Below are 15,242 nucleotides of genomic sequence, written 5' to 3'. Positions count from 1 at the left end.
TAGATGAAGCAACAAAAAAAGGTCACGGAGGTTTTACGGGTAATAGTGAAGATGACTTTAAATTTAAAACACCACAATTATATAATTTAAAGGATGTTCAATTTTTTGGTCATGGTGGTAGTTTCACCACAATTAAAGAGGTCGTTGAATATAAAAATAACGCTGTTACTGAGAATGATGTAGTATCTCAAAATAGTATATCATCTCTTTTTGTTCCTCTCAATTTAACTGAAAGTGAAATCAATCAATTGACTTTATTTTTAGAAAAATCATTATATGATAATAACCTGCAACGTTATGTGCCGGAATCTCTGCCTTCAGGTAATTGTTTTCCTAATGCAGATTATATGTCATCTGAGGATTTGGGTTGTGACTAGATTTATTAAAAACATTATTGTAGTTTAGTTCTTTTAAGAATTGAATTGAACAAAGAAAAATATACTCAATTAATTAAAGCCGAAGCTAAACGCCTTGGCTTTTTGTCTTGCGGTATCAGTAAAGCAGAATTTTTAGAAGAAGAGGCACCGAGACTCGAATCCTGGTTAAATAAAAATATGCATGGTGAAATGCGTTATATGGAAAACTATTTCGATAAGCGTCTAGATCCAACATTACTCGTTGAAGATTCTAAAAGTGTAGTGTCATTATTACTTAACTATTATCCCTCAAATTTTCAAATTGAAGAGTCTTACAAGTTATCTAAATATGCTTATGGAACGGATTATCATTTTGTTATAAAAGACAAACTCAAATCACTTTTACAATTTATTCAAGAGAAAATCGGAGAAGTAAATGGAAGAGCATTTGTAGATTCAGCACCAGTATTAGATAAAGCCTGGGCGGCAAAATCTGGTTTAGGTTGGATTGGTAAGCACAGTAATCTTTTAACCCAACAGATAGGTTCGTTTTATTTTATTGCTGAATTGATTATTGATTTAGAATTGGAATACGATACACCTGTTACAGATCATTGTGGCACATGTACAGCATGTATTGATGCTTGTCCAACTGATGCTATAACAGAACCGTATGTTGTAGACGGTAGTAAATGTATTTCTTACTTCACCATAGAGTTAAAAGAGAATATACCAACTGAATTTAAAGATAAATTTGATGACTGGATGTTTGGCTGCGATGTGTGCCAGGATGTTTGTCCCTGGAATCGGTTTTCTAAATCGCATAACGAACCCCTTTTTAATCCACATCCAGATCTATTGTCAATGACTAAAGCCGATTGGAAGGAGATTACAGAGGACACTTTTAAAAAAGTCTTTAAAAAATCAGCCGTTAAACGTACAAAGTACTCAGGTCTTAAGAGAAATATAAACTTTCTTGATTAGAATAATTTCATATTCTTATCCCTCACTTAAAACTTATTTAAGTTCTTGTTTGCGAAAGCGTTAAGATAATAATCTATACCGAACGTTACTTTCCTTAAGTATCAGTAATTTAAATAAATTAAAAAATTAATTATGAAAACTTTAAAAACACTAATGATGTTTTTAGCTATGACAGTTTTAACCTGTGGGCCAAAAGTAACAACTCAAAAAATGGGTGCTACTGATTTAAGCAATTACAACACTTTTGCTTATTTACCCAACAGCAATTTCGATGCTATTGAAAAATTTAAAAATTACAATACAGCCGGTATGTCGGTGATTAAAAGTATTAATGAAAACATGAAAGCTCAAGGCTATACTATGGATAGAGATAATCCTGATCTATTGGTATTATTGACTACAAATAGCGATATAGAAAAAACTGTTTCTAAAGAGCCGGTATATGCAACATATCCAAACTATTATAATAGAGGCTATGTGGTAAGTCCTTATTATCAAAACTACTATTATAATAACTATTACAATTATGTGGAGTTAATAGGTTATGATACAGATATTAATAGGTGTAAAGAAGGTATGTTAATGCTTAGGCTTGTGGATTCAAAAAATAAAAAAGTAGTTTGGAAAGGTAGAGCATCCTATCTAATTTTTCAATAAAACGAATCTGCTGCAATATCAGAGTTTGTTGACGATATGTTTGATGAATTCCCTAAAGCTAAATAGCTTTAAAGGAATTGAGCAACAACAATAATGTTTTTCATATTAAATTGGTTAGTGCACTATAAATTAACACAGAATTATTGAATAACAATGTTAGGTGATTCAAATTTCAATATTAGTATCTTTGTAGCTTAATCTATTTCAGGTAATGAGTAAACAAAGTAAACGAATTGAAGCATTAGTTTATCATGCAAAGCCAACTCCAGGTAAGATAAAAGTGGTGCCGACAAAAAAGTATGCGTCTCAACGAGATTTATCCTTAGCCTATTCTCCAGGTGTTGCTGAACCTTGTCTAGAGATTGAAAAACATGTAGATAATGTATATAAATATACAGCCAAAGGAAATTTAGTTGCTGTAATCTCTAATGGAACGGCAGTTTTGGGTCTGGGAAATATTGGACCTGAAGCCTCTAAGCCAGTAATGGAAGGAAAAGGATTATTATTTAAAATTTTCGCAGATATTGATGTGTTTGATATAGAGGTAGATACAGAAGATATAGATGCTTTTATAGAAACGGTAAAAAATATCGCTCCCACTTTTGGGGGTATAAATTTAGAAGACATTAAAGCACCCGAAGCTTTTGAAATAGAGCGTCGCCTGAAGGAAGAATTAGATATTCCTGTAATGCACGATGATCAGCATGGTACAGCAATAATATCAGCAGCAGCACTTTTAAACGCTCTAGAACTCGCAGAAAAAAGTATTGAAGATGTAAAGATAGTTGTTAGTGGTGCTGGTGCAGCAGCGGTTTCTTGTACGAGACTTTATAAAGCCTTTGGAGCAAAGAGCGAGAACATTGTTATGTTAGATAGCAAGGGAGTTATTAGAAAAGATAGAGATAATCTAACAACTCAAAAAGCTGAATTTGCAACAGATAGAGAAATTGAAACTCTTGATGAAGCCATGACAAATGCAGACGTTTTTATTGGTCTGTCAATGGCAGATATTGTGACTCCTGCAATGCTTAAATCTATGTCAAAAAACCCAATAGTATTTGCAATGGCAAATCCAAATCCTGAAATAGATTATAAGTTGGCAGTTGATACTAGAGATGATATAATAATGGCAACAGGTCGCAGCGATCATCCTAATCAGGTAAATAATGTACTTGGTTTTCCATTTATTTTTAGAGGAGCTTTAGATGTTAGAGCCACTAAAATTAATGAAGCCATGAAGATGGCAGCAGTAAAAGCATTATCGCAGTTAGCTAAAGAGCCTGTACCAGAGCAAGTAAATATCGCTTACGGCGAAACTCGATTAACTTTTGGTAAGGAATACATAATACCCAAGCCCTTCGATCCTAGATTAATTGCCGAAGTACCACCTGCAGTGGCTAAAGCCGCAATAGAAAGTGGTGTTGCTAAAGAACCAATTGAAGATTGGAGAAAGTATAAAGACACCTTATTAGAACGTTTAGGGTCAGACAATAAACTCGTAAGATTATTAATAGGACGAGCACGAACCAATCCAAAGCATGTTGTATTTGCAGAAGCAGATCAATTAGATGTGCTTAAAGCAGCTCAGATAGTTTACGAAGACGACATCGCACATCCAATACTTTTGGGTAGAAAGGATACCATTTTAAAATTAATGGAAGAAATTGATTTTGATGCTAATGTACCTATTATCGACCCAAAATCAGACGAGGAGTTAGAACGTAAAAATGAATATGCTCAAGCGTATTGGAAAAAACATAAACGACAAGGGGTAACCGTATATTCTGCTGAACAAAAAATGCGCGAACGTAACTTCTTTGCAGCAATGATGGTAAATGAAGGAGATGCAGATGCGCTAGTTACCGGATACTCTAGGAGTTATCCTACAGTTGTAAAACCTATGTTAGAGTTAATTGGAATGGCAGACGGAGTGTCTAGAGTAGCAACAACCAATGTTATGATGACGCAACGTGGTCCAATGTTTCTAAGTGACACATCAATAAATATAGACCCAAGTGCTAAAGATCTTGCCAGAATAGCCAGAATGACTTCAAATGTTACAAGGATGTTTGGTATTGAGCCAGTAACTGCAATGATTTCTTACTCTAATTTTGGGTCTTCAGAAAATCCAAGAGCAGAAAAAGTAAAAGAAGCCGTAGAATATTTGCACAAAATTTATCCAGATATGATTGTAGATGGTGAATTGCAAACAGATTTTGCACTGAACGCTAAAATGCTACAAGACATATTTCCGTTTTCAAAATTGGCTGGTAGAAAAGTGAATACGTTAATTTTTCCCAATCTAGATGCAGCCAACATAACCTATAAATTACTTAAGGAATTAAATAAAGCAGATTCTATTGGGCCAATTATGATGGGTATGCGTAAACCGGTACATATATTACAATTAGGTGCTAGTGTAGATGAGATTGTAAATATGACAGCAATCGCAGTTATTGATGCTCAAGAAAGAGAAAAACGACAGCATAAATAGTTAATCCTTACTGACTGTCTTGCCTTTGAAATGTAAATAATTTTATTACATTTGAAGCATTAACCTATGAAAAGCGTTTTGTAAGAATAATTGATTGTTCAGCATAAAATCAATTATATCTTAAATGCCTTTATTTATAATGGTTAATCTAAGTTGATAACTAGATTATATGATTACACACTTAGAGGGAAAACTCGTTGAAAAGAATCCTACAGACGTTGTTATAGATTGCAATGGTGTAGGGTATTTTATTAATATATCTCTTCATACATTCTCTCAAATTCCAGATAGAGAAAATTTAAGATTATACACGTATCTTCAGGTTAGGGAAGATTCTCATAGTTTATATGGCTTTTCATCTAAAACTGAGCGCGAAATATTTAAGCTACTCATTTCAGTAAGTGGTATTGGAGCAAATACTGCTCGTGCCATGCTCTCATCTCTTACTCCAGAACAGGTTAAAGAAGGAATTGCAGGAGGCGATGTGGCGTTGATACAAAGTGTAAAGGGTATTGGTGCTAAAACAGCACAGCGTGTAATTATAGATCTAAAAGATAAAGTGTTAAAAGTTTATGGCATTGACGAACTTTCTTTAATACCAAACAATACTCATAAAGATGAAGCGTTATCTGCTTTAGAAGTTTTAGGATTTAACAAAAAACAGTCTGAAAAAGTTATTGACAAAATATTACAAAATAGCCCAGACGCTTTTGTGGAGCAAATAATCAAAGAAGCTCTTAAAAACTTATAATGCAATTGAATAAAACTAGCTATAATCAAATCAACTCATTAGGTTTTTCATTCATATTATCAGTTATGATGCTGATTAGTATAACCTCCCATTCTCAGGAAACTGAGCAAGAACAAGACTCTACAAAAACAACTTATGCATTTGGTAAAATAGTAATGCCAAATCCAAATAGCATTGTTTCAAAATACACATATGACCCTATTTTAGATAGGTATATTTACACTGAAAAAATAGGAAACTTCAATACTAATTATCCACTAATTTTAACTCCGGACGAGTTTAGACGACTAGTACTCCAGGAGAAATTAAAGGAGTATTACAAAAAAATGGCCGATGCGGCAGCTGGTCAAAAAGAAGGCATTGAGGAAGATCAGAAGAATCTATTACCAGAGTTTTATGTCAATTCAGGTTTGTTTGAAACCATATTTGGTGGAAATACAATAAATGTTATTCCACAGGGTTCAGTAGAGGTGGATTTAGGTGTTTTGTTTTCTAAGCAAGATAATCCTTCGTTTTCTCCAAGAAATAGAACCAATTTTACCTTCGATTTCGATCAAAGAATTAGTCTGAGTTTATTAGGTAAGGTAGGGACCAGACTTCAGGTAACAGCAAACTATGATACGGAGTCTACTTTCGATTTTCAAAATTTAGTAAAGTTAGAATACACACCAACAGAAGATGATATTGTACGAAAAATTGAGGTTGGTAATGTTAATATGCCTTTAAATAGTTCTTTAATAACAGGAGCACAGAGTTTATTTGGTGTAAAGACAGAATTACAATTCGGAAAAACCAGAGTAACAGCTGTTTTTTCAGAACAACAGTCACAATCCAGATCTGTAGTTGCTCAAGGTGGCGGTACATTAGAAGAGTTTGAGTTTTTTGCAAGAGATTATGATGAGAATAGGCACTTCTTCTTAGCGCAATACTTTAGAGATAATTATGATGAAGCATTATTACAATATCCATTTATAGACAATGGAGGACTTCAAATCACAAGAGTAGAAGTTTGGGTTACTAACAGAAATAATCAAACGGATAATGTCCGAAATGTAATTGCTTTTCAGGATTTAGGAGAATCTGAAATTGAAAACATCGGATTAGATCCTCTTCCTGGTGGTTTTGTGAATTTTCCGGGAGCAAGACCAAAAAATGAAAATAATGATTTTGACCCAACTAATATTGGAGGACCAGGATCACTTCTAACTGATGCTGTTCGAGATGTAACTATTGTTGAAACAGGTATAAACGTTCCCGTAAATGAAGGATTTGACTATGGTAAACTTGAAGCTGCGCGAAAATTACAAGAAGGAAGAGACTATTTTTTACATTCAGAATTAGGATATATATCCTTAAATCAGCGATTGTTAAATGATGAAGTTCTGGCAGTTGCATTTCAATATACAATTGGTGGCGAAGTATTTCAAGTTGGTGAATTTGCCAACGATGGAGTTAATTCTACATCAACATTATCGGATACCGATTTAGATGGAATCCCTGATATTGCCGATGTTGATATAGATGGAGATGGAACCAACGATAATGGAACCGACACTGATGGTGATGGTATTAATGATGAAACTGATGCTGATGTTGATGGAGATGGTATAATAGATAATGGACAAGACACTAATGCCGATGGTATAAGTGACAGCTTTGTATTATCTACAGGAACACCGCAAAGTTTAATACTAAAAATGTTGAAGAGTGCTGTTACCGCGGTTGAGCAACCTATTTGGGATCTTATGATGAAAAACATCTATGATACAGGTGCTTTTCAATTAAGTCAGGAAGATTTTAGATTAAATATTTTTTATACCGAAGCATCACCTGTTAACTACATAAGACCTGTAGAAGGAACAACATTCCCAACATTTGATAATAACACACCTTGTGCAGCTGACGATACTGAAATCAATGAAACTCCACTCCTTAGACTATTTCATTTAGATCGGTTAAATTTTAATAATGATCCTCAGGAGCGAGGAGATGGTTTCTTTGATTATGTACCAGGTTTGACTGTCTTAACCCAAAATGGTAAAATTATTTTCACTAAGGCAGAGCCTTTTGGTCGTTACCTTTTCGATGTATTAGACGATGATGGTAACCCAAATAACAATGCCACAGAATACGAGCAAGACACATATACCAATCCAAACCATGAGAAGTATGTGTATGATTTGCTTTATAAATCTACAAAAACACAAGCTTTAGATGAAGCTGAGAAAAATAAGTTTCAAATTAAGGGTCGTTTTAAAAGCAGTGGTGGCGAGGGAATTCCTATTGGAGCATTTAATGTGCCAAGAGGTTCAGTTCGTGTAACTGCTGGAGGTAGGTTATTGGTTGAAGGAATTGATTATACGGTAAATTACCAATTAGGTCGAGTTGAGATTTTAGATGAAGCACTGAAAGCATCAAATACACCTATTAATGTATCAGTGGAGAATAATGCAGTATTTGGTCAGCAGACAAGGCGTTTTACAGGTGTAAATGTTGAGCATCAATTCAATGAGAACTTTGTTTTAGGTGCTACATTACTTAACCTTAACGAACGACCAATAACACAAAAAGCAAATTTTAATTCAGAGCCAATAAATAATACTATTTTCGGATTTAACGGTAATTACTCTACCGAAGTACCATTTTTAACTAGAATGGTAAATAAATTACCAAATATAGATACAGATGTACCTTCTAATCTTTCTGTGAGAGGAGAGTTTGCATATTTATTGCCAGGTGCACCGAAAGGAACTGACTTTAATGGTGAGGCAACAGCTTACATTGATGATTTTGAAGGAACTCAAGGAGCCATTGATTTATTAAGCCCACTATCCTGGTTTCTGTCAAGTAGGCCTAAAGAATTACCAGCTAATATACCTGGTAATGATAATCCAAGTATCGAAAATGGTTATGGTAGAGCATTCTTAAATTGGTATACTGTAGATCCTATATTTTACAGTAATCAAAGACCAGATGGTATTACAGATGATGATGTATCTGATTTATATACAAGACGTGTGTTTATTGAAGAGATATTCCCAGAAATAGATATCGTCCAAGGACAAACCTCCGTGATTAATACGCTGGATTTAGCGTATTATCCGACCGAACGAGGACCATATAATTTTGATCTCGCAGCGGTTGATGACACATTAAACCCTAACAATAGTTGGGCAGGTATTACGCGCCAAATTACATCTACAGATTTTGAACAAGCCAATGTAGAGTATATAGAGTTTTGGGTACAAGATCCATTTTTAGATGATACTTCTAATCCAGGAGGTAAATTAACAATTAACTTAGGAAATATTTCTGAAGATGTTCTGAAAGATGGAAAGAAACAATACGAAAATGGACTTCCTGAAAATGGAGATATTTCAAACTTAAATCCGACAGGATATGGTTCTGTTGTACCACAAAATCAATCATTGATATACACTTTTGGCACTACTGGTCAAGAAAGAGACAATCAAGATGTGGGTTATGATGGTTACGATGATGCAGAGGAACAACTCAGATTTCCTAGTCAGTTTCAAACCGCTGAAGATCCGGCTAAAGATAACTATGTTTATTATTTAAATACTAACGGAGATATTTTTGAACGTTACAAAAGATATAACGGACTGGAAGGCAATACACCTGATGTTTTCACAGATACTAATAGAGGTTCTACAACGCAACCAGATGTAGAAGACATCAACCGAGATAACACAATGAATACTATTGATAGTTATTTTGAGTACGAAGTAGAAATGAATCCTTTAAGTCTTAATATTAATAATCCACAGATTAATGATGTTAAAGTAAGAAACGTTACGTTGCCAAACGGCGATGAGCGTGAAGTAACCTGGTATCAGTTTAGGTTACCTATAAACGAACCTACTAATGCAGTCGGCGGTATTACAGACATTCGTTCGGTTCGTTTTGCTCGTTTATATCTAAATGAGTTCACAGAAAAAACCGTACTGCGTTTTGCAACTTTAGATTTGGTTAGAAGTGATTGGAGACGATATACCTTAGATTTAGATAATGACCCAACAAATAATAGTGCGGATGCAGAGTTTAATGTAGCCATTGTTGGTGTTCAGGAGAACGACGGTAACTACGTTATTCCGCCAGGTGTAAGAAGAGAAGAGCTTAATAATAACAATAATATTATAAGACAAAATGAACAGTCTTTAGTGTTACAGGCATGTGAATTAGAGCCTGAAGATTCTAGAGGTGTATTTAAGAATATTAATGTAGATATGCGTCAGTATAAAAACTTACGTATGTTCTTACATGCAGAGGCACAAGAAGGACAAACTCTTCAGGAAGGCGAACTAATTGCTTTTATTAGAATGGGTAATGATTTTACTCAAAATTTCTATCAAATAGAAGTACCATTATTACCATCAGACTTGGTCGATGGAGGGCTTTCTATCGAAGAGCGCATATGGCCATCGGTTAATGAAATCAATATACCACTCGAAGCATTACAACAAATAAAATCAAAGGGTATTTTTGATCAGTCATTGACTAATCAAGATCCAACCTTTTATGACGTTATTGATGGTACACTCAATGAAACACCAGTTGCAGAATTCTCACCATTACCTATAGGACAGCAACGTGTCGCAATAAAAGGGAACCCAAACTTTGGAGATATCAGAGTGTTAATGGTAGGTGTAAAAAACTCTGGTAATACAGGTTTAAATTCTTGTGGTGAAGTTTGGTTTAATGAGCTAAGGATGTCAGATTTAGATAATGAAGGTGGTTGGGCAGCAGTTGTGAGTATGGATACAAATATTGCAGATTTTGCTAATGTTAGTATGACAGGGAGAAGAAGTACAATCGGTTTTGGTGGTATAGAGCAATCACCTAACGAAAGAAGTAGAGAAGATGTTAAACAATATGATGTAGTCACTAATGTTCAGTTAGGTCAACTTTTACCAAAAGAATGGGGAGTTCAGATACCATTTAATTATGCCCAAAGTGAAGAAATTATCACACCTCAATTTGATGAATTCTACAGAGATATTGAGTTAGAGACACAATTAGATAATACCACAGACCAAGATTCTATTCTAAAGGTTAATGAAAATTATACCAAGCGAAGGAGTATTAATTTTATAGGTGTGCGTAAACAAAAAATGGGTGATGCAAAGAAACATTTCTACGATGTCGAAAACCTAACATTTAATTACTCCTATAATAAAGTAGAACACAGAGATTTTGAAATTGAAAAATCTTTGGATCAAACGGTTAGAGCTGGTGTTAATTATAATTATGCTTTTGAGCCTGTAAGAGTAGAACCATTTAAAAAGAATGATTCGTTGTTTAGAGGTAAATATTGGAAGATATTAAAGGATTTTAATTTCAACCTTTTACCATCTAGTTTCTCAGTTAACACCGATATAAATAGACAGTTTAGTAAACAGAAATTTAGAGAAGTAGAATTAGGTGGTGATAACATAGGAATTGAGGAATTATTCAGAAGAAATTACACTTTCGATTTTCAATATGCTATTAATTACAATCTTACAGACGCTTTAAGTTTAAACTTTACAGCGGCTAATACTAATATTGTTCGAAATTATTTTATTGATGATAGAATTAATGGAAGACAAGACCCCGAATTAAATGTATGGGAAGGTTTCTTTGATTTTGGAGATCCAAACTTTCAGACACAACAACTTCAGGTTAATTACGAATTACCACTTTACAAAATTCCTGCACTGAGTTTCTTAAGAGCCACGTATGCTTATAATGGCATGTTTCAATGGCAAAAAGGATCTGACTTAAATGATGGGTTAATTTTAGATGGTGTGAGTTATAATTTAGGGCACTCAATTCAAAATTCTAATACTCACAATTTAAACTCTTCCTTAAATATGGAGACCTTCTATAAGACAATCGGTCTTGTACGAAAAGGCAACCAACGCCGACGAGGTAGAACAACACAACTAAGAACATCAACTCCAAATGCTGCACAAGGCAATCAGCAAGATAATCCTAACAAATTGAGCACAGGGAAAAAGGCCTATAATACCTTAATTGATATTGTAACTATGGTTAAGCGTATTCAATTTGGTTATACTGAAAATAACGGTACGTTTTTGCCAGGATATTTACCAACACCAGGATTTATTGGTACGTTAAGGCCAACAGTTGGTTATACCTTTGGTAGCCAGAGAGATATTAGAAATCTAACTGCCAGAAGTGGTTGGCTAACAACTTTTCCAGATTTTAATCAGCAGTATACTGAAGTTAAAAATACCTCATTAGATTACTCGGTGAATATTGAACCAATGCGCGATCTTAAAATAGATTTAATCGGTAACAGAACATATGCTGAAAACTTTAGCGAAAACTTTAGAGTAGAGGATTCAGAGTATATCTCATTAACGCCTAATACGTTCGGAAACTTCAATATTTCAACAGCTTTAATAAAAACAGCGTTTAGTACTAGCGATGAGAATCAATCTCAACCATTCGATGATTTTAGAGCTAATCGATTAATTGTGGCTAATAGATTAGCGAGAGAATTTTACGGAAATAATACGTTTGGACGAGATTCAGACGGATTCCCGGAAGGATTTGGAAAAAATAGTCAACGAGTGCTTTTACCTGCATTTTTATCGGCATACCAAGGATCTGATCCAGATAAAATTGATACGGGAGCATTTAGAGATGTGCCTATCCCAAATTGGACGATTAAGTATACAGGCTTAATGAGAATTCCATGGTTTAAGAAAACATTCAGACGTTTTTCTATTCAGCATGGCTATAGATCGCGATATACAATTAATCAGTTTAGAACAAACTTAGATTACGTAGCTGCAGATCCAGATGAAGATTATGATAGTCCTTTAAATGAGGATGCATTAGATCAGGCAGGAAACTTTAAGAACGAAACTTTATACAGTAATATAAATTTAGAAGAACAATTTAGTCCTCTAATACGATTGGAGTTTGAAATGAAAAATTCTATTAAGGTATTAGCCGAGATTAAGACAGATCGATTATTATCTTTAAGTTTTGATAATAATCTAATGACTGAAATACAAGGAAAAGAATATACACTTGGTTTAGGTTATAGAATTAAAGATCTAAGGATTCGATCTCAACTTGCAGGCCCAAAACAAATTATTAAGAGTGATTTAAACATGCGTGCAGACGTAACCGTAAGGGATAATAAGACCATAATCAGATACTTAGATATAGAAAATAATCAAGTGACAGCCGGACAGACAATTTGGGGAGCAAAATTTCAGGCAGATTATGCATTTAGTAAAAACCTAACTGCAATCTTTTACTTTGATTACACATTCTCAGATTTTGCCATTTCAACCTCTTTTCCACAGACCTCGTTAAGATCAGGTATAACATTACGATATAATTTTGGTAATTAATTTTGAATTGAAGGAATTAAAAAATTACTTTTGTTTCATTAATAATTTACAACGTTAAAGATGAATATACCATCAGAATTAAAATACACTAAAGACCACGAATGGATAAAAATCGAAGGTGATACTGCAACAGTAGGAATTACAGATTTTGCACAAGGGGAATTAGGTGATATTGTTTATGTAGAAGTAGATACTTTAGACGAGACATTAGATGTTGAAGAAGTTTTTGGTACTGTAGAAGCGGTTAAAACGGTTTCAGACTTATTCTTACCACTTTCTGGTGAGATTATTGAGTTTAATGAAAGTCTAGAGGATGAGCCTGAAAAGGTAAATACAGACCCTTATGGCGATGGTTGGATGATCAAGCTAAAAATTTCTGACACTTCTGAATTAGACAATCTCTTATCTGCAGAAGATTATAAAGACCTAATTAGTGGATAAAAGAATACTATTGTTTTTAGCAATAGTCTATACCATTGCGTTAACTGTAGCAAGTCTTATCAATATCAACGGTGTACCTAAACTGGGATTTTCGTTTGATGATAAAATATATCATTTTCTGGCATATCTATTACTATCATTGTTATGGGTTACGTACATTAAATCTCATTCAAAAAGTTTTAAAGTATTAATTACCACTGTTGTTCTCATTGTTTTTGGAATTGTTTTAGAACTTGTCCAACACCCGTTCAATCCAAATAGAACCTATGATAATTTAGATCTACTTGCCAACTGTTTTGGAGTTATTGTTGGCATGTTAATTGCAGTCAGAATAGATATAATAAAGTTAAAATAAAACAAAGGGTTGTTTTTTTTACTATTAATTAGTTAAATTAGCGACACTATAACAAAAAAGTATTATGGAACCTAAGAAGAATCCAAAATCAGATGTAAGCCGTAACAGCTCAATTTACTTTGCAGTTGGTCTTGCATTAATGCTTGCAGTGACTTATCTATCAATAAACTACAAGACATATGATAAGAGTGATATCGCCATTGATTCACTAAATTTAGATGATGAGTTGGAAGAAGAAGTACCAATTACAGAGCAATTGGTTACGCCACCACCACCGCCACCACCACCACCACCAGCTCCGGAAATTATTGAGGTTGTTGAAGATGAAGAAGAAATTGAGGAGACTGTAATTGAGTCTACTGAAACGGAAATGGATACGGAAATTGTAGAAGTAGAAGAAGTAGAAGTAGAAGAAGTAGAAGAAGACTTAGAGATACCATTTTCAGTTATTGAGAACGTTCCGGTTTTTCCAGGTTGTGAAAGGGAAAAAGGGAATGCAGCGAAGAAGAAATGTATGTCCGATAAAGTTCAGAAATTAGTAAATAGAAGATTTAATAAGGACTTGGCAAGTGATTTAGGATTACCTCCAGGTAGGAAAAGAATATTCGTTTCGTTTAAAATAGATAAAAACGGAAATGTAGTAAATATCGGTGCACGTGGTCCTCACCCAGGATTAGAGAGAGAAGCAAAACGTGTCATAGGTTTGTTGCCAAAGATGAAACCAGGTAAGCAAAGAGGGAAGGCTGTAATTGTACCTTACTCGTTGCCAATAGTTTTCCAGGTGCAAGACTAAAAGGAATATTTTTTAAATATAAAAATCCCGTTCAAAATTAATTGGACGGGATTTTATTTTTGGTATGCTTATTGTGACTTTCTCATAATATTAACATTTAAATAATACGTATTATGAAAAATTCTAAAAAAGATTTCAGTATTGCTGGTCAGAGCACTACTGAAGTTAAGAAATCACAAAAGCATGATGCAAATTTACAAAAAAACTCAACCCTATATTTTCAAATAGGGTTGATTCTTTGTTTGTTGGGCACATATGCACTTTTTGAAATGCAATTTCAAAACAAGAAAGTCACACTTTCTGATGACAAAGCAAAAACAGAAATTATCTCAGTTGATTATGTTAAACCTTTTATCGTTGAGGTTATTGAACCCGAACAGCCAAAGCCTCAAATTGAACGTGCTAAAGAGATAATAGAAAAATTTGAAGAAGTAGATAATGAGAAAAATGTAATAGAAACGCAATTAGTATCTACTGATGATAAGAAAGACCAATATAAACCTGCTTCAGTTGGTGAAATTATAGATATTAAAGAACCTATTGAACCGGTAAAACCAATACCATTTAAGTTAATTGAAAAGGTGCCAGTGTATCCTGGCTGTGAAAAATACACAAGCAATAAAAAACGTAAAAAGTGTATGTCTTCAAAATTAACCAAGCTAATCAATAGACGCTTTAATACGGGTATTGCTGGTGATTACGGTATTACTGGGGTACAAAGAATTAGTACGGTGTTTACAATTGATAAAAATGGAAACGTAACTGATGTTCTTATCAGAGCGCCACATCCTGCTTTAGAGAAAGAAGCCGAGCGTCTTATTAGAAAAATTCCTCAAATGGAACCTGGCTTACAGCGTAATATACCGGTTGGTGTTGTGTATACCTTGCCTATAGTTTTTGACGCAAGATATTAAGTATATAAAAATTATAAAATATAAGCCGTTTTCACAATGACAACGGCTTTTTTGTTTTAGGCTAACTAAAAAAAATAAGTATCTTTCATGCATTAAAAGTAAG

General features: G+C 34.0%; 9 protein-coding genes and 1 pseudogene. All 10 read left to right on the top strand.

Annotated elements, in window-relative coordinates; translation table 11 throughout:
• Positions 1–377, top strand: a pseudogene (locus ACTG3Y_RS07680) (cytochrome-c peroxidase); the annotation flags it as partial.
• Between the two features lie 45 nt (positions 378–422).
• Complete coding sequence (queG, locus tag ACTG3Y_RS07675; RefSeq protein WP_439152342.1) at positions 423–1,340, top strand: tRNA epoxyqueuosine(34) reductase QueG; 918 nt, start codon at positions 423–425, stop codon at positions 1,338–1,340.
• Between the two features lie 132 nt (positions 1,341–1,472).
• Entirely contained in the window at positions 1,473–1,997 is a 525-nt protein-coding gene (locus tag ACTG3Y_RS07670) for a DUF4136 domain-containing protein (protein ID WP_439152341.1), read from the top strand.
• Between the two features lie 211 nt (positions 1,998–2,208).
• Positions 2,209–4,491, top strand: a complete 2,283-nt coding sequence (locus ACTG3Y_RS07665; RefSeq protein ID WP_439152340.1) for an NADP-dependent malic enzyme — start codon at positions 2,209–2,211, stop codon at positions 4,489–4,491.
• Positions 4,492–4,660: 169 nt separating this feature from the next.
• Positions 4,661–5,242 (top strand): Holliday junction branch migration protein RuvA, encoded by a 582-nt coding sequence (gene ruvA / locus ACTG3Y_RS07660; protein ID WP_439152339.1) that lies wholly within the window; start codon positions 4,661–4,663, stop codon positions 5,240–5,242.
• Positions 5,242–12,636 carry a cell surface protein SprA gene (gene sprA / locus ACTG3Y_RS07655; protein ID WP_439152338.1) on the top strand — a complete coding sequence of 2,465 codons (7,395 nt, stop codon included), beginning with the start codon at positions 5,242–5,244 and terminating at the stop codon, positions 12,634–12,636. Before ruvA ends, sprA begins: the two co-directional genes overlap by 1 nt.
• Positions 12,637–12,696: 60 nt before the next feature.
• Positions 12,697–13,077: a glycine cleavage system protein GcvH gene (gene gcvH, locus ACTG3Y_RS07650; protein WP_439152337.1), complete on the top strand. Its 381-nt coding sequence runs from the start codon at positions 12,697–12,699 to the stop codon at positions 13,075–13,077.
• Positions 13,070–13,432, top strand: coding sequence for a VanZ family protein (locus ACTG3Y_RS07645; RefSeq protein ID WP_439152336.1), 363 nt, complete (start codon positions 13,070–13,072; stop codon positions 13,430–13,432). Before gcvH ends, ACTG3Y_RS07645 begins: the two co-directional genes overlap by 8 nt.
• Before the next feature lie 64 nt (positions 13,433–13,496).
• Positions 13,497–14,225, top strand: coding sequence for an energy transducer TonB (locus ACTG3Y_RS07640; protein WP_439152335.1), 729 nt, complete (start codon positions 13,497–13,499; stop codon positions 14,223–14,225).
• A gap of 113 nt (positions 14,226–14,338) precedes the next feature.
• A complete protein-coding gene (locus ACTG3Y_RS07635; RefSeq protein WP_439152334.1) occupies positions 14,339–15,139 on the top strand; it encodes an energy transducer TonB in 801 nt (266 codons plus the stop codon).
• Positions 15,140–15,242: the final 103 nt, after the last annotated feature.

This window comes from Winogradskyella sp. (genome assembly GCF_965656915.1).
In the GTDB taxonomy this organism is placed as follows: domain Bacteria; phylum Bacteroidota; class Bacteroidia; order Flavobacteriales; family Flavobacteriaceae; genus Winogradskyella.
The sequence above is the reverse complement of the archived record's forward strand: the minus strand, read 5'-3'. Positions and strand labels throughout refer to the sequence as shown.